Origin of the sequence: Vreelandella nigrificans (assembly GCF_002374315.1) — a bacterium.
Classification (GTDB): domain Bacteria; phylum Pseudomonadota; class Gammaproteobacteria; order Pseudomonadales; family Halomonadaceae; genus Vreelandella; species Vreelandella nigrificans.
In genome coordinates this window covers 132806-151332 of the sequence record NZ_NWUX01000003.1, presented here as the reverse complement: position 1 = coordinate 151332, position 18527 = coordinate 132806, and the positions used below count along the sequence as shown (strand labels likewise).

Here is an 18527-nt window from a genome sequence, read left to right as displayed (position 1 = left end):
TGCGGTTTTTTTTAAGTCAATTGTTCTAGCTCGGTTAACCTCCTGAGCAAAAAGCGTTTTTCTGGGCCTAGAGTGGTCAATAGCAACGCCTGTTGGTAGGCGCCGCGCGCCGCTTCACGCTTGCCCAGACGACGCAGTAAATCCGCTTTAGCGGCATGAAATAAGTGATAGCGGGATAGCTGAGGGTGATGCGAGATGTCGTCGAGTAACTGCAGGCCGGTAGCGGGAGCGCCATTCATGGCGATAGCCACTGCTCGGTTCAATGCCAGAATAGGCGATGGGAAGCGTCTGCATAGGGCATCATACAGCCTAACGATTCGCCCCCAGTCAGTCTGCTCGGCGTTGTTAGCCTGTGCATGAACGGCAGCAATTGAGGCTTGAAGCGTGTAATACCCCGTGGGTGATAGTGCCAGTGCCTGTTCGAGCCACGTTATGCCAGTGCTAATGTCCTCTTGGTGCCATAGGCGTCGGTCCTGGGCATCCAGCGTCACCAACTCGCCGGTGCTATCCTGGCGTGCATCGCGACGGGCATCACTAAGCCGCATCAGCGCCATCAGCCCAAACACTTCGCCCCGAGGCAGCAGCCTTGCTAGTTCCTCACCAAGGCGCAAGGCTTCACGGGTCAGGCTAATATCCACGACGCTGGCGCCTGAGCTGCGTGAGTAACCTTCGTTAAACACCAGGTAAACGACCTGAAGTACATCAGGAAGGCGTTCAGGCAGCTCTTCCTGAGCAGGAACAGCATAGGGTATCCGCGCATCACGAATCTTGCGTTTGGCGCGTACGATTCGCTGTGCCAGCGTGGTAGGTTTCATAAGTAGTGCGCTAGCTACCTGCTCCGTGGCCAAGCCACACATCTCGCGCAGAGTGAGAGCAATCCGCGCTTCCATGCTTAGGCTTGGGTGGCAGCAGGTGAACAGCAGCCGCAACGCATCGTCTTCAATAGCGGCATCGTCGATCTCCAGTGCCTCATCAGCAGGTAGCAGCAAGTGGGCTCGGCGGCGTGCGGTGCTGCGCTGACGAATTTGATCGATACCGCAGTGGTAGCCGGTGCGAATTAGCCAGGCTGTCGGGTTGTCAGGCTCACCGCTAGTGGGCCACTGCTGAACTGCGGCGACAAAGGCATCCTGCATGGCTTCTTCTGCAAGTTCAAAATCTCCCAGCAAGCGGATCAGAGTCGCTTGAACGCGTCTAGAGTGGTCACGATAAAGGGAGTCAATGCATAAAGTTTCAGCGCTCATTAGTGGCGGTCCGCACGCTACTCGGATAAATAATAAAGTGAGCAACACGAGTGTTGCTCGTCCTCTCAAACCGTTATCTCAAACGTAGCGCATGGACTCTCCGCTGGCTTGCTTTTCTTATAGCTAGCTTTTCGTATGACGGGCACTGACTTCTCTGCTGACGGTTTCTCCTGGCTTGACGTTGCGTTCAATCCCCTGTGCGTTTGCCCGTAGTGCTGTTGAAAGGGTGCAGCGTGTTGCGGGTAACATGGAATCGCAGGGTTTCGCCTTCGGCGACCGGTGGCTGGCCCGAAACACGAATTACCGTGGGTTGGTCACTGTCGGCGAGACGCACATACAGGTGGCTTTCAGCACCCGCAGCCTCAAACAGCTCCAAGGTTGATTGGACGATTAAATGTGGGCCTTCCGGCGGGGTTAAGTGCATATCATCCGGGCGAATGCCGACGATGTCTGTGCCGTCGGGAAGGTTGTCCAGCAAGCCGTTGGAACCCCGTGCATGTAGGTATTCAACCGGTACCATATTCATGGCGGGCGAGCCGATGAATCCAGCAACGAACATGGTGGCCGGGCGGGCGTAGATCTCCATAGGGGTGCCCACTTGCTCAATTTGTCCGGCACTCAGCACTACCAAGCGGTCGCCGAGGGTCATGGCTTCCAACTGGTCGTGGGTCACATAAAGGCTGGTGGTTTTCAGGCGCCGTTGGAGCTGTTTGATCTCAACACGCATCTGTACGCGCAGTTTGGCATCCAGGTTGGAAAGTGGTTCATCAAATAAGAATGCCGCTGGCTCGCGCACCAGGGCACGGCCCATGGCGACACGCTGACGCTGGCCGCCGGATAGCTTGCGCGGTTTGCGTTCTAAGAAATCCTCGATTTCGAGCATTTTGGCGGCAATACGCACGCGCTTTTCAATCTCGTCTTTTTTAAAGCCTCGGTTCTTCAGGCCATAGGCGAGGTTGTTGTACACCGTCATATGCGGATAGAGCGCATAGTTTTGAAACACCATCGCGATATCCCGCTCGGCGGGTTCGAGTTTATTGACGACCCGGTCGCCTATTTTGAGCGTGCCGTCGGTAATGGTTTCAAGGCCGGCTACCATACGCAACAGAGTGGATTTGCCACAGCCGGAGGGCCCTACCAGCACAACGAATTCGCCATCCTCAATGTGCAGGTCAATGCCTTTAACGGCATCGACGTTACCCGCATAGGTTTTCTTCAGCCCTTCCAAGGTAATGCTGGCCATCTTATTTCTCCGTCTCGGTCAGGCCTTTCACAAATAGCCGTTGCATAAACAAAATTACTAATACGGGGGGCAGGGCGGCCATGACCACTGCTGCCATCACCAAATGCCACTGGGGGTTCTCTTCTGCGGTCATGCGCTGGATGCCCATCACTATGGTGGTGTAGTTGGGGTCAGTGGTGATCAGTAGTGGCCAGAGATATTGGTTCCAGCCGTAGATAAACATGATCACAAACAGCGCGGCGATATTGGTCACTGAAAGTGGCAGTAAAATATCTTTAAAGAACTTGAGCGGCCCGGCACCATCGACCCGAGCGGCTTCAAGCATCTCTTCGGGAATAGTCATAAAGAACTGGCGGAACAAGAACGTCGCGGTAGCGGAGGCAATCAGCGGAATCGATAACCCAGCAAAACTGTTGAGCATTTTAAGATCCGCGACGACCTGGAACGTGGGAATAATACGAACTTCTACCGGTAGCATCAGGGTGACGAAGATCAGCCAGAAAAAGAACATCCGAAAACGGAACCTGAAATAGACAATTGCAAAAGCGGACAGCAGCGAAATAGACAGCTTGCCCACGGTGATTGCCATTGCCATTACAAAGCTGTTCCAGAGCATCTTTGCGGCAGGGGGGGAGTTAGCTGTCGATACGCCGGATTGCCACATCAGCTTATAGTTTTCGATTCCATGGCTGCCGGGCAGCAGCGGCATAGTACCGCGCAGTAAGTCACCCGGTGCCTGGGTCGATGCCACTAGGGCGATATAAACCGGGAAAATCACCAGCGCTACGCCAATAATCAACACGGTGTGGGCGAAAAAATTGGCCCACGGGCGGTTTTCAACCATTTTTGTTCTCCCAAAGGCTCAGTAGTTGACTCGGCGCTCGATAAAGCGGAATTGAATGACCGTTAACACCACTACAATCACCATCAGAATCACTGACTGGGCTGCTGAAGAGCCAAGGTTAAGGCCGACAAAACCATCGGCGTAGACCTTATAAACCAGGATGTTGGTCGACTGAGCTGGCCCGCCTTGGGTGGTCGTGTGGATAATGCCAAAGGTGTCGAACATGGCGTACACCACGTTAACCACCATCAAGAAAAAGGTGGTGGGCGAGAGTAGAGGGAAAACAATCGTCCAGAAGCGTTTAAAAGGGCTGGCGCCGTCAATGGAAGCGGCTTCAAGTAACGACTGAGGAATGGACTGCAAGCCTGCCAGGAAGAACAGAAAGTTATAAGAGATCTGCTTCCAGGCAGCGGCTAAAATCACCAGCAGCATGGCATCACTGCCCGAGTTGCGGTGGTTCCAACGGTAACCCACCATTTCAAGCATGTAAGGCACAATGCCAATCGAGGGGTTGAAGATAAACCACCACAAAACACCCGCTAACGCTGGCGCAATGGCGTAAGGCCACACCAACAGCGTGGTATAGGTGCTGCGTGAACGAATCATCCGGTTTACGGTGCTGGCCATCAGTAGTGCCACCGTCATGGATAGCAGCGTGGTGCCCACCGCGAATACCACCGTCACCGATAGTGAATTGAGATAGGCGCCATCGCGGAATAGCCGCACAAAATTCTCAAGGCCCACAAAGGTGGTGCGCAGCCCAAAGGCGTCTTCGCGCAAGAGCGATTGATACAGCGCTTGGCCCGCAGGCCAGATAAAAAAGATCAGAGTAATGATTACCTGAGGCGCCAGCAGCGCGAAAGGTAGCCATTTCCCTGGGAACGTCATGCGTTTAGTTTGCATGGGGAGCTCTGCAAAGTATTAAACAAGCATATGAAAAATATAAGCATCAAAAACGACAGAGCCGCTTACCCATAGGGTAAGCGGCGTAGTGAGTGCTTATTTACTGGTTGGCAGATTCAAAGTCACGCAGCAGATTGTTGCCGCGCTGCACCGCATCGTCTGCTGCTTTTTGGCCACTTTTGGCGCCGGTCATCACGGCTTCCATCTCTTCAGAGATAATGTCGCGAATCTGTACGAAATTGCCAAAGCGCAGGCCTTTGGAGTTTTCGGTTGGTTCGTTGAGGGTCATCTGCTGTAGCGAAATATCGGCACCCGGATTCTCTGCGTAGTAGCCCTGCTCTTCGCTTAAATCCCATGCAGCTTGAGTGATGGGCAGGTAACCGGTTTTCTGGTGCCAATCAGCCTGCACTTCAGGCTGGGAGAGGTACTCAAAGAAGGCCGCAACGGCTTCATATTCATCGTCGCTATGACCCTGCAGTGCCCACAGTGTGGCGCCACCGATAATGGAGTTTTGTGGGGCACCCTCTACATCGGCGTAGTAGGGCTGCATGCCGAAGCCAACTTCGAAATCTGCATTGGCCGCCACATCGGCACGTGAAGCCGAAGAGCCAAAGAAAATCGCACAGTTTTGAGAGTAGAACATTGGCTCGGAGTCAGCGCCGGTACCTGGACCACCCCAGCGATAAATGTTCTCTTCCTGCCAATCGTGCAAGTTGTCCCAATGACGGGCGACCAGCTCGTTGTTAAAGTTTAGCTCGGTCTCCATGCCGCCAAAGCCATTCTCCAATGTGCCTAATGGTGAATTATGCATGGCGGAGAAGTTTTCCAGCATCACCCAGCTGGGCCAAGAAGAGGTAAACCCGCAGCGTGCAGCACCAGACTCAACGATTTGGCGCGAAAAGTCAGCTAGCTCTTCCCATGTTTCGGGCGGCTGTTCAGGGTCTAGGCCCGCCTCCTCAAACACGTCGCGGTTGTAGTACATAATCGGCGTGGAGGAGTTAAAGGGGAACGAGAGCATATTGCCTTCGGTGTCTGTGTAATAGCCGACTACCGCAGGTAAAAATGCATCGTTATCAAACGCCCGGCCATGCTCTTCCATCAGTTGATATACGGGATATATCGCGCCTGAGGCATTCATCATCGTGCCAGTGCCGACTTCGAACACTTGCAGTATATGAGGCTGTTGACCAGCGCGGAAAGCAGCAATCGCACCGGTCATGGTCTCGGTATAGTTACCCCGGTAACTGGGGCGCACACGGTACTCATCCTGTGAGGCGTTGAAGTCTTCGGTGATTCCCTCAAGAATCTCCCCCAACTGGCCGCCCATGGCGTGCCACCAGCTAACTTCTGTTGCAGCCTGGGCAGATAGGCTAAGGCTGGCAGTCGCCACCCCAACGGCAAGCGCGTGCAGTGTAAAACGAGACATAACAGCTCCTTGATGGGCCTGAGCTTAATCAGCTAACTAGTTGATAAGCTCGTGACAATGCGTTTGTTAAGATTTTTGGATGCACTGAACAGTAAGAAGTGTAGATGACGTTTTGATGAATGCACGATGAAGTTGCCGTGACAGTCAAGGTTGTTCTTTGAGTAGGAAAAGCACTAGGGCAGTGCTAGGGTTGAGCTAATAAGCTAACCAAGAGAGCCGTATGACTGACGCGACCACTTTATTGGCGAAACTGGTGTCGTTTGATACCACCTCCAGCGAGTCCAATCTGGCCCTGATTGAATTCGTTGAGCACTACTTAGCGGATAACGGCGTTGCCTCAGAGCGCGTAATGAGCCCCTGTGGGCAAAAAGCTAATCTGATTGCGCGTATTGGACCGCAGGCGCCAGGTGGCGTGATGCTTTCTGGACATACTGATGTGGTGCCTGTGGCAGGCCAGCCATGGACAAGTGACCCCTTCACACTGCTCGATGGTGGCAATGGCCGCCTATATGGTCGCGGTACCTGCGATATGAAGGGGTTTATTGCCTGCGCGCTGGCCATGGTGCCCTCCTGGGTAAACGCATCACTTAAGCAGCCTATCTATTTTGGCTTTTCTTACGATGAGGAGATCGGTTGCGTGGGCGCACCAAGCCTCATCAAGCGCTTCTATGAGCAGTACTCCACCACCGCTCATGTCATTGTTGGCGAACCGACCAGCATGCAGCCGGTGGTGGCGCAGAAAGGCGCGACTAATCTACGTACCACAGTGATTGGCCGTGAAGCCCACAGCAGCCAGGTTAATCAGGGCACATCTGCCATTCACGTCGCGGCAAGGCTAGTCACTTTTATTGAAGACACCATGGCAGCGTTGGTGGAGGAGGGACGAGTCGATAAGGCGTTTAATGTGCCTCACACCAGCTTGCATGTCGGCAAAATTAAGGGCGGTACGGCGATCAATATCATGGCACGAGAGTGTCAGTTTGAGTGGGAGATTCGCCATCTTCCGACGGATACCTTTGATGAGATATACGCACGCTTTGAAGTGTTTTGCGCGCAGCTAACCACTGAATTGCAGGCCAAAGGTAAGCACGTTGAAATCACCACCGAACCCCTCAACGTCACCGTCCCTGGTCTTGCCGACCGAGATAATGACCGGGTGCTGCGCTTGGCTAAAGACCATTTACCCGCCGCCTGTTGCAACCATGCGGTTGCTTACGCCACGGAGGCAGGGCAGTTCCAGGGGCAGGGCTTACAAACCATTATTCTTGGCCCTGGCAGCATTGCCCAGGCGCATCAGCCGGATGAGTATATTGAAACTGACCAGCTTGATGAATGTACGGCGTTTATGCAGCGATTGGGGCAGGCGCTAGAGACCCCTTTTTTGGGGTAATGGCGACGCAAAATGCGGCCAATAAAAAACACCCGCCAAGCGTTTGAAGCGGGCGGGTGTTTTTCTAAGACGTTTACTAGTTACTGCTCTTAATGCTGATGTTGCTCTTCGTAAAGCTCAGCTTTTGCGTGGCGCATCACATCTTCGCAGGCCTGTTGGCGGGCAAGTTGGGTCAGTAGTCGCTGAGTCACTTCAAACCCTTTACCTAAACAGGTATCAACTTCGTCTCGGCTAACGTGTGGAGAGACGTTGTAGTCGATTTTCACTGTGCGGCCGCCGCCTTCAAGTCGGTCGGCAAACTCCCTTAGCCGCCACGCGATTCGCTCTTTCCAGTTTGCTGATTCTACCGCGCCTTCGTTTACGCTAAACGTGCACTGCCATTCGGGTTTGTAAACCTTCATAGGAGAACCTCCACTGCGTTTGGAAAGAATGATCGATCGTGTTTCGTACTCCGTCTGTCTGATAATCTTGCTTTGTTACTATACCCACTCTATGACAGGACTGATACACCTACTCTTAGGCAATACAGAAACAAAACCTCTACTGCGCCATCATATTTATCAGCTAGAGCCACCACTATGACTCAATTAATCGCCACAAGTTGTACATGTGGCAGCAATCTTCCGCTACAAAAGTGCTGTCAGCCTTATCATCAAGGAGTGGTTGCACCCACGCCAGAAGCATTGATGCGTTCACGTTACACGGCATTTGCGTTGAATGTTCGTGATTATTTGCTTGCAACCTGGCATACCTCTACTCGGCCTGCGCAACTACCGCCAGACCCAGATACCCAGTGGAAGGCGCTCACTATTATGGCGGCTCCCCCTGCCAGTGATGATAAAGGCCGTGTGCATTTTCGTGCCTACTTTCGAGAGCCTAACGGTTGGCATGTGCTTGAAGAGGAGTCGCGGTTTGTTTTTGAAGGGGGGCGTTGGTGGTATGTGGATGGTAAGCCTAGTGTCGAGCGCCTCAAACCTCGTCGCAATGAACGGTGTTTGTGCGGCAGTGGGCGTAAATTAAAGGTGTGTTGCGGTGAGTAATGGTGGCTAAGTAGAGTGAGGTTTGACGAGGTGATATGGCGCAAGTGAGTAATTTGGATTCAGGCAGTCAGGCCGTAAGCAGTTCGGCCGCAGGAGCCCAATGGTATCTCTATTTATTGGAGTGCCAACGAGGCACCTATGCGGGTATTACCAATAATCTTGCTAAGCGCTATCACGCTCACTGCATGGGAAAAGGCGCGCGTTATACCCGAGCGAACCCGCCCATAGCACTGTTGGGAGCACAACCATTTGCCGACCGCGCTGCTGCCAGCCGAGCGGAGTATCAATTAAAGCAGCAATCCCCCTCCCAAAAACGCCAATGGGCTGCCCAATGGCCTTATCTCCTATGTAATGAGGAATCGACATGCTGACGTTTTTCTCTGAAGGTAGCCGCCAGCGCCAAGCGCGCAGCGAGCTTCACGATGGCGCACTAGTGACTCCCTTTGAGTGCCCCGAACGGATAGACTTAGTGCTTAACGCACTGCACAAAGCGGCATTTGAAGTGCGCACCCCCAGCGACTATGGCCTTGCACCGGTACTTGCAGTGCATGATTCGAGTTACGTCGCGTTTTTGGAAAGCTGCTGGCAGGCATGGCAGGCCGCCGGCCACGAAGGCGAAGCTATCCCTAATATTTGGCCAGCCCGCACCCTGCGAGGCGATAAAATCCCTAAAGCGGTGAGCGGTCAGCTGGGGTATTATGCTTTGGCGGCGGAAACTTCAATTACCGAAGGCACGTTTGCTGCAGCCATGGCCAGCAAAGATACTGCGTTGGGCGCCGTTGAGCATACCTTAGCCACCGGCGAGCCGACCTTTGGCCTATGCCGCCCGCCCGGCCATCACGCGGCCTATGACCAGTTTGGCGGATACTGCTTTTTCAACAATGCCGCTATTGCAGCCCAACGGGCACTGGATGCGGGTAAGCGACGGGTAGCGGTGCTGGATGTAGACTTCCACCATGGTAACGGCACTCAGCAAATTTTCTATAGCCGTGATGACGTGCTGTTTTTATCGTTGCATGGCGACCCGAATGTGACGTTTCCTTACTATTCTGGCTACGCAGATGAAACTGGCGAAGGCAGAGGGGCAGGGTTCAACGTTAACTACCCACTGCCCCCAGGCACCTCGGTAGCGGCCTGGATGACGGCCCTGGAAAAGGCGCTTGAGCGTATTCACCAAGCGGAGTGCGAACTTATCGTGGTATCCCTGGGTGTGGATATTTTTGAAGGTGACCCGATTAGCGCTTTTACCTTTCAGCACAGTGACTTTATTGCACTGGGCAAGCGCTTGGCTGAGGCTGGACTACCCTGCGTATTTTTAATGGAGGGGGGGTATGCGGTTGAGGATATCGGTGTCAACGTGGTGAATGTGTTGCAAGGCTTTAAGCAGGTGCGGGGCTAGCGATATGAAGATGACAGTTGTCCCAAAATCGGGCAGTCTAACGCACCTTTAGCAAGTGCTAATAACACCTATTAACCGTTAAGCATGGAGTGCAGTGTGGCAGTTTACGGCGGTATTCAGGCGCATGAAGTGGAGCGCTGGTTAAATGCATTAACCAACGCGGCCTATGACCGACGCTGCCCACTTGCCAAAGTGCACGGTGGTAATGCCCGTGCCCGCACTGCCCGCCAAGATCTTTTGCACTTGGCCCATGCTTTTCGTAGCGGCGAGCGCAGTCGTGAGCAGATTGCCGATAGCTTAGGCCGCTGGTGCCAGCACTATCTAACCGAAGCTGAGTGGTACGTGCTGGCAGGGGGGCGTAAGCCCACTGCTCAACCTGAGGCTCCTTCTAGCGCTGTTAAAGATGACGACGCGTTGCAGGTGCTTTATCAACATCGGGTGGGTTAACCCGCCCAATTAGCACTGCTATAATGGATGTATGAACAGTGCCTATGTCGCACCAGCGACTGCCTCCCTGGATGACCCTCTCTATTACCTAACGAACTTTCGTTACGTAGTCGCCTGGGTGGAAGCCCGCCACCACGATTTACTGAGCGTCACCGAGTGTGATGCGATTGCCAGCTTCAGGGCACTACCGCAAGCCTCCCAGGCGTTACTGGTGCGCATGGTTATGCGCAAAGGTGAGCTGTTTCGTTTAGACAAACTGAGCTACGCCGAAATTGGCGATACCCAGCAGGCGCTCAAGCCACTAGTAGCCCTTGGCTGGGTAGATAATTGCCCTCAACTAAGTAGTATTGAGCTGTTTCGACTACTGCGGTTAAGTGAATTACGCCAAGCGCTAAAAGACGAAATTACTGCAGCAGGCCTCGCATCAAACAGTGGCAAAGCTTTGCTCCAGTCGGCATTAGCCCCCGTGTTAATCGACCCAACGCCTTTAGGCCAGTGGTGGCCAGCGGCCACCACAACTATTGTGCGGCTGAATGTGATGCCGCTTTGCGACCGCCTACGGCTGATGTTTTTTGGCAACCTGCGTCAGGACTGGGCGGAGTTCGTGCTTACCGAGCTGGGCTTGCAGCGCTTTGAGCAGGTTACGTTTACCGCTGAGTCGCGGGCATTTCAGCGTCGCGACGAAGTGAACACCTACTTAGTGCTGCACCGCCTGCGCGAACGCTTGGACGGGGGTGAACCCCCGGACGTGCTCTTTGCTGAGGTGCCGCCAGCATCCAATAACCGCTGGCTAAACGCTCGGCGGGCGCGGCTGTTGTTCTCCATGGGACACGCTGCTGAACGCAGTGGTGATGCTGAGCTTGCCTTAATGCTCTATACCGATGCCAATAACAGCGATGCACGTATTCGCAGGTTGCGTGTGCTAGAGCGGTTAGGCCGCTACCAAACTGCCTATGACCACGTTAGTAACGCCTTAGCCGCTGAGCCAAGTGAAAGTGAAGCTCAAGCGCTTGCACGGCTACTGCCGCGCCTTGCACGCAAGCTGCACCGAGAGGTTGAGCTGACAGCTGGGTTAGGTAAAAAGGCGGCTGATGCACCCACGTATGTGCTTCAACTGCCCGGCCCTCAGCCAGTAGAACAGGCCGTTGCTGAACATATAGCAACCCCTAGCGCACCGGTGTATTACGTTGAAAATAGCCTGCTTACTGGGCTGTTTGGTTTACTGTTTTGGTCGGCCATTTTTAAACCGCTGCCAGGGGCGTTTTTTCATCCGTTTCACAGTGGGCCAGCGGATCTATATCGTGAGGATTTTGTGCGCCAGCGCCAAGCGGATATCGATGATTGCCTGGCCCAACTGGATGATGGCCGCTATCAGGCGGCGATACTTAGCACGTGGCGCGCTAAGCAGGGCATTGCTTCGCCATTTGTTCACTGGGGAGTCGTCAGTGAAGAGCTGCTAATGCTGGCCCTTGAGTGCCTACCTCCTACCCATTTACGGGCTTGTTTTGTACGGTTGCTAGAGGATCTTAAGCACAACCGCGCGGGCCTGCCTGACCTGATTCAATTTATGCCGGAAGCGCCGCTGGGTGAACCCCGCTACCGGATGATTGAAGTCAAAGGCCCTGGCGATCGCCTGCAGGATAACCAGCGCCGCTGGATCGACTTCTTTTGTCGCCATGGCATGCCTGTTGAAGTATGCCATGTACGCTGGCAGCCGGAGGAGGCTGAAGCCGAAGTAGTTGAACCAGAAGCGACTGAAGCAGAAGCGACTAAATGAGCCGTTACCGGGTGGCGGTGCGCACGTTGTGCGACTTCACCGCAAGGGAAGGCGATCTTGACCACCGTTTTACGCCAGCACCCAGCGCCCAAGAAGGCATCGAAGGGCATGCTCTGGTAGCCAGCCGTCGGGGCGAGAGCTATCAGGCTGAGCTGCCGCTTTCCGGCTACTATCAAGGTCTGCGTGTGGTGGGGCGTGCCGATGGTTTTGATCCCAGTGCCAACCGTCTTGAGGAAGTGAAAACCTATCGCGGTAGCTTGGAGCGCATGGCAGCTAATCAGCGTGCGCTGCATTGGGCGCAGGTGAAAATATACGCAGCGCTGCTGTGTGCCGAGCGTCGCCTTGAGCGAGTCACCCTCGCTTTAGTGTATCTGGAAATTACCAGCGGTCAGGAAACGGTGCTTACCCAAGAGGCTAGCGCTAACGAGCTACAAGCGTTTTTTGTCGCCCAATGTCAGTGCTTTTTGGCCTGGGCGGAGCAGGAGTCCCTCCACCGTGAGCGGCGTGATGAGAAGCTGGCCACACTCACCTTTCCCTTCCCAGATTTTCGCACTGGACAGCGCGCACTGGCGGAAGATGTGTACAAAGCGGCCAGTACCGGCCGTTGCCTGCTGGCTCAGGCCCCCACTGGCATTGGTAAAACCCTCGGTACGCTGTTTCCCATGCTCTCTGCGATGCCTCGCCAGCAGCTGGATAGAGTAGCGTTTCTCACTATGAAGACCCCAGGCCGCCGTTTGGCGCTGGATGCGTTGGCGTGCCTTTCCTCATCGACTTCGCCATCTTCACCGACTGTGCCACTGCGCGTATTGGAGCTGGTGGCAAGGCAAACAGCCTGTGAATACCCTGGTACTGCCTGCCAGGGGGATGCTTGCCCATTAGCAGCAGGCTTTTATGATCGTTTGCCTACGGCCCGCCAAGCTGCCGTAGAGCGTGGTTGGCTTGATCGCGATGGGCTGCGTCAGGTGGCGCTGGCCCATAGCGTTTGCCCTTATTACTTAGGGCAAGAGCTGGCCCGTTGGGCCGATGTGGTAGTGGGCGATGTCAATCACTGGTTTGATGGCCATGCGTTGCTACATGGTTTGGCCAAAGCCAACGACTGGCGGGTCGGCCTGCTGGTAGATGAGGCGCATAACTTAGTCGAACGAGCGCGGGGTATGTACAGTGCTGAGCTTTCGCAACAGCGGTTGAGCCACTTGCGTCGCAGTTCTTCTCCTGCCCTTGCTAAGCCGCTGGCACGTGTCGGTAGGCAGTGGCAGGCGCTAATTAAGGAGATATCCATCAGCGAAGCAGCATCACAGCGTTATCATTTGCTTGATGAGCTGCCCAGTAAGTTGGTGGCTGCGATGCAAACACTGGCGGGTGCAATAACTGATTATTTGGTTGAGCATCCCGAAGCTGCAAGCTTTGAACTCCAAGAGCTGCTGTTTGAAGCGTTGGCCTTTTGCCGCTTAACAGAGCGGTTTGGCGATCACTCGCTGTGCGACCTTGCTATTCATGGGCGAGGTAAGGCGGTACTTGGGCTGCGCAACGTTATTCCGGCGGACTTTCTAGCACTGCGCTTCAAAGCAGCGCACACCGCTGTGCTGTTTTCGGCCACGCTGACGCCCTTTCATTACTATCGTGACCTACTGGGGCTACCGGAAAGCAGTGTGTGGCGGGAAGTGGTGTCACCGTTTTCCAGCCGCCAGTTGGAGGTGCAAATTTGCGCCGATATCTCCACACGCTACCATCACCGAGAGGCCTCTGTTGCGCCTATTGTGGAAGCCCTGGCAGGTCAGTATCAGCGTAAGCCAGGTCACTATCTGGCGTTTTTTAGCAGCTTTACCTACCTGGAACAGGTGCTGGCGACGTTTCAGTGCGCACACCCCAGCGTACCGATATTCGCCCAAACCCGTGCTATGCAGGAAGCCGAGCGTGAGCTGTTTCTAGCGCGCTTTACCCCAGGCGGAAAAGGAATCGGTTTTGCGGTACTGGGCGGCGCCTTTGCGGAAGGTATCGATCTTTCTGGAGATCGTTTAATCGGCGCGTTTATTGCCACTTTAGGTTTGCCGCCGTTTAACGACTTTAACGAGGCACTGAAAGCACGTATGAACACCCGCTTCGGCCAGGGCGACGATTACACCTATCGCATACCCGGTATGATCAAAGTGGTGCAAGCCGCAGGAAGAGTGATTCGTAGCCCAGAAGATAAAGGGGTTGTGATATTAATGGATGACCGATTTACCCAGGCCAAGGTGCGCGCACTGCTGCCACGCTGGTGGGGGCTAGACAAACCCTTTCACAAATAAGGACCTATAGGCGAGCGATGGCGGATCTACTCTGGTACCAGTATCTTCTTATCGGGCTTATCTTCGCGTGGAGTGGCTTTGTTCGCACCAGCCTGGGGTTTGGTGGTGCCGTGCTGGCACTGCCTTTCCTACTTTTGGTGACGAACCAGCCCTTGGTGTTTTTACCGATTATTGCCATTCACTTGCTGGTTTTCTCCAGTTGGATTGCCTGGAGTGGTCACCGCCAGCTGCAAAAAGTGGGTGTGGAAGGGAGTGCGCCGGAAAGTAATATCGACTGGAAGTATTTATCCAAAGCTTTAAAAATCATGATCATTCCCAAGCTGATTGGGGTGGTGGGGTTGTTAACGCTGCCTACACAGGTCATGACCAATATTATTTTCGGCATTGTGATCATTTATGCCATTGGGTATGTGCTGAATAGGCCGTTTAGAAGTAACAACAAGTATGTCGATGTCGTGCTTCTCAGTCTGGGTGGCTATGTCAGCGGTACGTCGTTGATCGGCGCGCCGCTGATTGTGGCAGTGTTCGCCACTCACGTGGCCAAAGAGCAGCTGCGCGATACCATGTTTGTGCTGTGGTTTATCCTGGTAGTGATCAAGATGGTGTCGTTCGTCATCGCAGGCGTCGACCTCCAGCTAATTCATCAGCTATGGCTACTGCCCTGTGCTTTTATCGGCCATTTGGTTGGTGAGAAGGCCCACCGCTATATGCTTAAAGCGGATACCGGGCTGTTTTTTCGGGTGCTGGGAGCGGTGCTGATGTTGGTCAGCGTGGTGGGCCTGCTTAATCCACCGAGTTGAAGAGCCCATGGGTAGGAATTCGCGACTATGAAATGTGTGACTGGCGCTTTGTGTAGGGGGAGGGCAGGCCGCTACAAGACGTTTGCAAGACGTTTAGCCCAAGGTGCCGGGTGGTTGGCGCTGGTGTCGTTGGCTTCTTCCGCTATGGCCAGCTGCCCTGGTGAATCTTCCTCGGATTTGGCACGTATCAAAGGAGTGGGTGAACACGCAGCCCTTGCCACGGGCAGCGACGTGACCATCGATGGCATCGTGACGGGTGAGTTCCTTGGCCGAGAGCGCCTCAGCGGGTTTTATCTGCAGCAAGCCACTGAACAGGGTCCGGTGGGTATCTTCGTGTATGCACCAGAGCTGGCTGAGCATAAGGCAGCGCAGGTTATTCCAGGGCAGCATCTACAGCTACAGGCCCAAGCGGGCAGCTTTCGAGACCGCCCTCAGCTCCGGCGGGTGTCCCACGTGGCCACCTGTGGCGGAGCTGGTGAACTACCAGAACCCATGGTGCTGCCATGGCCGCTGGATGAAACATCACTTGCTGCCGTGGAAGACCTGCTGGTCACCTTCTCCGCCCCGCTCACCGTAACCGGTAACTACGAGCTTGCCCGCTATGGCACCTTGCAGCTGTCTGGCCAGCGACTTTTTAGGCCCACCAATATGGCCTCTCTGGTGTCGCCAAACCAGGCTACTCTGCTATTGGATGACGGTAGCTACCGCACTGATCCTGTTCCCGTGCCCTACCTGGATGAATACGGTACCCGTCGCGTCGGCAGCACGCTGAATGGGCTCACAGGGGTTCTCACCCACGCTTTTGGCGACTATCGACTACACCCTACGGAGGCAGTCACATTTACGAATAGCAACCCACGCCCCGTTCCTCTGGATGCACCTGAGGGCGCTCTGCGGGCTGCCACCTTCAACGTGGAAAATTACTTTATTACGCTGGGAGAGCGAGGCGCCGCGAATGCTGAAGCGTTAGAAAGGCAGCGCGCTAAGCTGGCCGCCACGGTTGAGGGCCTTGACGCCGATATACTGGCACTGGTCGAGGTGGAAAATCGCCTAGAGGCGTTGGCCGACCTAGCAGAGCAACTGCACCAACGTACCGGCATTCGCTATCAGACTGTGGGTGGCCAAGCCCGCCGTGGCACGGATGCCATCACGGTAGCGCTGCTCTATCGGCCCGATCGGGTGGAGGTACTCAGCGACTTGTATATGGACCGTGACGATGTCCACGACCGACCACCTCTTGCCGCTTTCTTTCGCAGCGTCCAGGGCGGGCCTGCCTTTGGTGTTGTCACAGCGCACTTCAAGGCGAAATCCGGTTGCCCTGCTCAAGGGGATGTTGATCGTGGCCAGGGATGCTGGAACCAGCGTCGTGTCGCTCAAGCGGAAGCCACCAGCCGTTTCCTGGCATCGCTGGCCGATGAGGCTGGCCACGAACGCCTATTGCTGCTGGGTGATCTTAATGCCTACGGCGCTGAAGACCCCATCCGTATACTGGTCCACGCGGGCATGAACGACTTGATCGCCCGCGACCTTCCCCCAGAGCGCCGCTACACGTACGTCTTTCGTGGTGAGTCGGGCTATCTCGACCACGCCCTTGCCAGTGCTGAACTGGCCGCTGCCGTACAACAGGTGCATCTTTGGCCCGTCAATGCCGATGAGCCGCGTTTCTTAAGCTACGACAGCCCAGCAAACACGCGGGAACAGAGCCAGCCTGACCCTTTCCGCTCGTCAGACCATGATCCCGTCGTGGTGGATCTTGCTTGGCCTTGAAAGCTAGATCTTAAAAACTAGGTCTTGAAAGCTAGGTCTTAAAAACCAGGCTTTGGAAACCAAAAAAGGCCACTTGCTGTGTTAGCTAAGTGGCCTTTTTTGCTGAATTCTTGGTCGGAATAGCAGGATTCGAACCTGCGACCTCTGCCTCCCGAAGGCAGCGCTCTACCAAGCTGAGCTATATTCCGAGCATTGTTGAAGCTAAGTGTTGTTGAACACAATGTTGTTGAAAGCGTACCGAGCAGTGCTCAACAACGGAGCGCATCATACGCAGAAAAGGGGCTTTTTTCAAGCCCCTTTTCGCGGTGCGGCCCATCGGTAGTGCAGAAATTACGCTTGTCGATCAACCGCTAAGCGGGCGAGTTGCGCCATGCTGTCGCGGTAGGGGCTGGGTGGTAAGGCATCTAATTCGGCGAGGGCTTTATCAGCCATTTCCTCTGCCCGTGCGCGGGTGTACTCCAGTGCGCCGGTAGCATTGATGATCTCAAGCACCTCATCCAACTGCTCAAGCCCGCCTTTGCGAATGACTTGACGGATCAGCTTGGCCTGCGCTGGCGTACCGCGTTCCATGGCATGGATTAGCGGCAGGGTGGGCTTGCCTTCCGCTAGATCGTCGCCGACGTTTTTGCCCATGGCCTCAGCGTCGCCCTGGTAGTCCAGCAGGTCATCAATTAGCTGGAAGGCCAGGCCTAAATAGCGGCCATAGTGTTGTAGTGCGCGTTCCTGTTCAGGCGTGGCGGCGGCGAGCACGGCCCCACTATGAGATGCCGCTTCAAATAGCATCGCCGTTTTACCTTGAATGGTTTCAAAGTAGTCCGCTTCTGAAATGCTAGGATTGCCGATGTTGGTCAGCTGCAGCACTTCTCCCTCGGCAATCACGCAGGTAGCGCCCGAGAGAATCGCCATAATACGCATGGAGCCCACACCGACCATCATTTGAAACGAGCGCGAGTAAAGAAAATCGCCCACTAACACAGAAGGCGCATTACCCCAGGCGTCGTTGGCGGTTTTTTTGCCGCGCCGCATATGCGACTCATCCACTACATCATCGTGCAGCAGGGTTGAGGTGTGCATAAACTCGATCAGCGTGGCCAGGGTAATATGCTTGTCGCCTGCATAGCCAATCGAGCGAGCAGCCAATAGCACTAATAGTGGGCGCAAGCGTTTGCCGCCACTTTCAATGATATATTGGCCGATAGTTTCTACTAGCGGCACTTTAGAGTTTAGCTGCTCAACAATCGTACGGTTTACGGCGTCAAAGTCATCAGCCACCACGGCGTGCAGCGGTGAAGGCGTTGGGCTGGCAGGCGGGGTTGGGGAGACGTTGGCTGTCATGGGTTCCGTTCATCGCGGCAGGTGAAAGTGGCGGCAAGGTTTCCAGCGGCCGCCTTAAGTTGAGAGTTATGCTATGGGGCTGTCTGTAAGGCGTCAAGGCATCAAGTGGCGCATGAGGCGATGTGGCAATTGACAATGTCCCATGGCCTTGTGGTAAGCGCCGATAATCGTTATAATCCGCGACCCACTCATCATGCTCCCTGTCAGATGGCTCCAAAAGGGGCGCCACTCGCAGCAGGTCGATAAGAGCGGAAAGCGATGAGCGTTGGCTATGCAAGGCATACCAGCATTAACGACAAGTCCGGAGAGCGACATGTACGCAGTTATTAAAAGCGGTGGCAAACAGTACCGCGTTAAAGAAGGTCAAACCCTCAAGCTCGAGAAAATCGAAGTCGCTACCGGCGAAACGATTGAGTTTGATGAAGTGCTGCTGGTAGCAGACGGTGATAACGTGAACATTGGCGCACCTTTAGTAAGCGGTGCCAAAGTTTCCGCTGAAATCGTTTCCCACGGCCGTGGCGACAAAGTAACTATTATCAAATTCCGTCGCCGGAAGCACCACATGAAGCGTCAGGGCCACCGTCAGTGGTTCACTGAAGTCAAAATTACCGGAATTTCCGCGTAAGC

Annotated in this window: 17 protein-coding genes and 1 tRNA gene; 10 read left to right on the top strand and 8 right to left on the bottom strand. The window is 54.7% G+C overall.

Translation table 11 applies throughout. The features are described from left to right. Positions 1-11: 11 nt before the first annotated feature. From CPA45_RS06095 to ugpB, 5 genes are all read right to left on the bottom strand, one after another. The gene (locus CPA45_RS06095; protein ID WP_096650708.1) at positions 12-1241 is read right to left on the bottom strand and encodes an RNA polymerase sigma factor; all 1230 of its coding nucleotides are present in this window, start codon (positions 1239-1241) and stop codon (positions 12-14) included. A gap of 187 nt (positions 1242-1428) precedes the next feature. Beyond that, positions 1429-2484 carry a sn-glycerol-3-phosphate import ATP-binding protein UgpC gene (locus tag CPA45_RS06090; protein WP_096650707.1) on the bottom strand — a complete coding sequence of 352 codons (1056 nt, stop codon included), beginning with the start codon at positions 2482-2484 and terminating at the stop codon, positions 1429-1431. A gap of 1 nt (position 2485) precedes the next feature. Next, a complete protein-coding gene (gene ugpE / locus CPA45_RS06085; protein ID WP_078089935.1) occupies positions 2486-3328 on the bottom strand; it encodes a sn-glycerol-3-phosphate ABC transporter permease UgpE in 843 nt (280 codons plus the stop codon). An 18-nt stretch (positions 3329-3346) separates the two neighbouring features. After that, on the bottom strand, positions 3347-4231 hold the full coding sequence (gene ugpA / locus CPA45_RS06080) for a sn-glycerol-3-phosphate ABC transporter permease UgpA (RefSeq protein ID WP_096650706.1): 885 nt from the start codon (positions 4229-4231) through the stop codon (positions 3347-3349). 100 nt (positions 4232-4331) lie between these two features. Next, complete coding sequence (ugpB, locus tag CPA45_RS06075; protein ID WP_096650705.1) at positions 4332-5657, bottom strand: sn-glycerol-3-phosphate ABC transporter substrate-binding protein UgpB; 1326 nt, start codon at positions 5655-5657, stop codon at positions 4332-4334. A 220-nt stretch (positions 5658-5877) separates the two neighbouring features. On the opposite strand from ugpB, the gene argE reads away from it, so the two are divergent. Then, on the top strand, positions 5878-7047 hold the full coding sequence (argE, locus tag CPA45_RS06070) for an acetylornithine deacetylase (RefSeq protein WP_096650704.1): 1170 nt from the start codon (positions 5878-5880) through the stop codon (positions 7045-7047). Between the two features lie 89 nt (positions 7048-7136). Here the strand turns inward: argE and CPA45_RS06065 are convergent, their stop codons facing one another. Continuing rightward, entirely contained in the window at positions 7137-7448 is a 312-nt protein-coding gene (locus CPA45_RS06065) for a hypothetical protein (RefSeq protein WP_078089939.1), read from the bottom strand. A 177-nt stretch (positions 7449-7625) separates the two neighbouring features. Between CPA45_RS06065 and CPA45_RS06060 the strand changes: the two genes are divergently transcribed. The 8 genes from CPA45_RS06060 (at position 7626) to CPA45_RS06025 (ending at position 16565) form a co-directional block, all read left to right on the top strand. Continuing rightward, positions 7626-8087, top strand: a complete 462-nt coding sequence (locus tag CPA45_RS06060; RefSeq protein ID WP_096650703.1) for a YchJ family protein — start codon at positions 7626-7628, stop codon at positions 8085-8087. A gap of 35 nt (positions 8088-8122) precedes the next feature. Continuing rightward, positions 8123-8458, top strand: coding sequence for a GIY-YIG nuclease family protein (locus CPA45_RS06055; protein ID WP_165771509.1), 336 nt, complete (start codon positions 8123-8125; stop codon positions 8456-8458). Then, positions 8452-9486 (top strand): histone deacetylase family protein, encoded by a 1035-nt coding sequence (locus CPA45_RS06050; RefSeq protein WP_096650702.1) that lies wholly within the window; start codon positions 8452-8454, stop codon positions 9484-9486. Before CPA45_RS06055 ends, CPA45_RS06050 begins: the two co-directional genes overlap by 7 nt. A 96-nt stretch (positions 9487-9582) precedes the next feature. After that, complete coding sequence (locus tag CPA45_RS06045; RefSeq protein WP_096650701.1) at positions 9583-9933, top strand: hypothetical protein; 351 nt, start codon at positions 9583-9585, stop codon at positions 9931-9933. Positions 9934-9964: 31 nt separating this feature from the next. Further along, a complete protein-coding gene (locus tag CPA45_RS06040; RefSeq protein WP_096650700.1) occupies positions 9965-11710 on the top strand; it encodes a VRR-NUC domain-containing protein in 1746 nt (581 codons plus the stop codon). Next, entirely contained in the window at positions 11707-13998 is a 2292-nt protein-coding gene (locus CPA45_RS06035) for an ATP-dependent DNA helicase (protein WP_096650699.1), read from the top strand. The genes CPA45_RS06040 and CPA45_RS06035 overlap by 4 nt, the downstream gene beginning before the upstream one ends. A gap of 17 nt (positions 13999-14015) precedes the next feature. Next, positions 14016-14798: a sulfite exporter TauE/SafE family protein gene (locus CPA45_RS06030; protein ID WP_096650698.1), complete on the top strand. Its 783-nt coding sequence runs from the start codon at positions 14016-14018 to the stop codon at positions 14796-14798. Positions 14799-14825: 27 nt separating this feature from the next. Then, entirely contained in the window at positions 14826-16565 is a 1740-nt protein-coding gene (locus CPA45_RS06025; protein ID WP_096650697.1) for an ExeM/NucH family extracellular endonuclease, read from the top strand. A 111-nt stretch (positions 16566-16676) separates the two neighbouring features. Here CPA45_RS06025 and CPA45_RS06020 read toward each other — a convergent pair. Next, a tRNA-Pro gene (locus CPA45_RS06020) sits at positions 16677-16753 on the bottom strand. A 142-nt stretch (positions 16754-16895) separates the two neighbouring features. Then, on the bottom strand, positions 16896-17900 hold the full coding sequence (ispB, locus tag CPA45_RS06015) for an octaprenyl diphosphate synthase (protein ID WP_096650696.1): 1005 nt from the start codon (positions 17898-17900) through the stop codon (positions 16896-16898). A 313-nt stretch (positions 17901-18213) separates the two neighbouring features. Between ispB and rplU the strand changes: the two genes are divergently transcribed. Then, complete coding sequence (rplU, locus tag CPA45_RS06010) at positions 18214-18525, top strand: 50S ribosomal protein L21 (RefSeq protein WP_078089948.1); 312 nt, start codon at positions 18214-18216, stop codon at positions 18523-18525. Positions 18526-18527 lie beyond the last annotated feature (2 nt).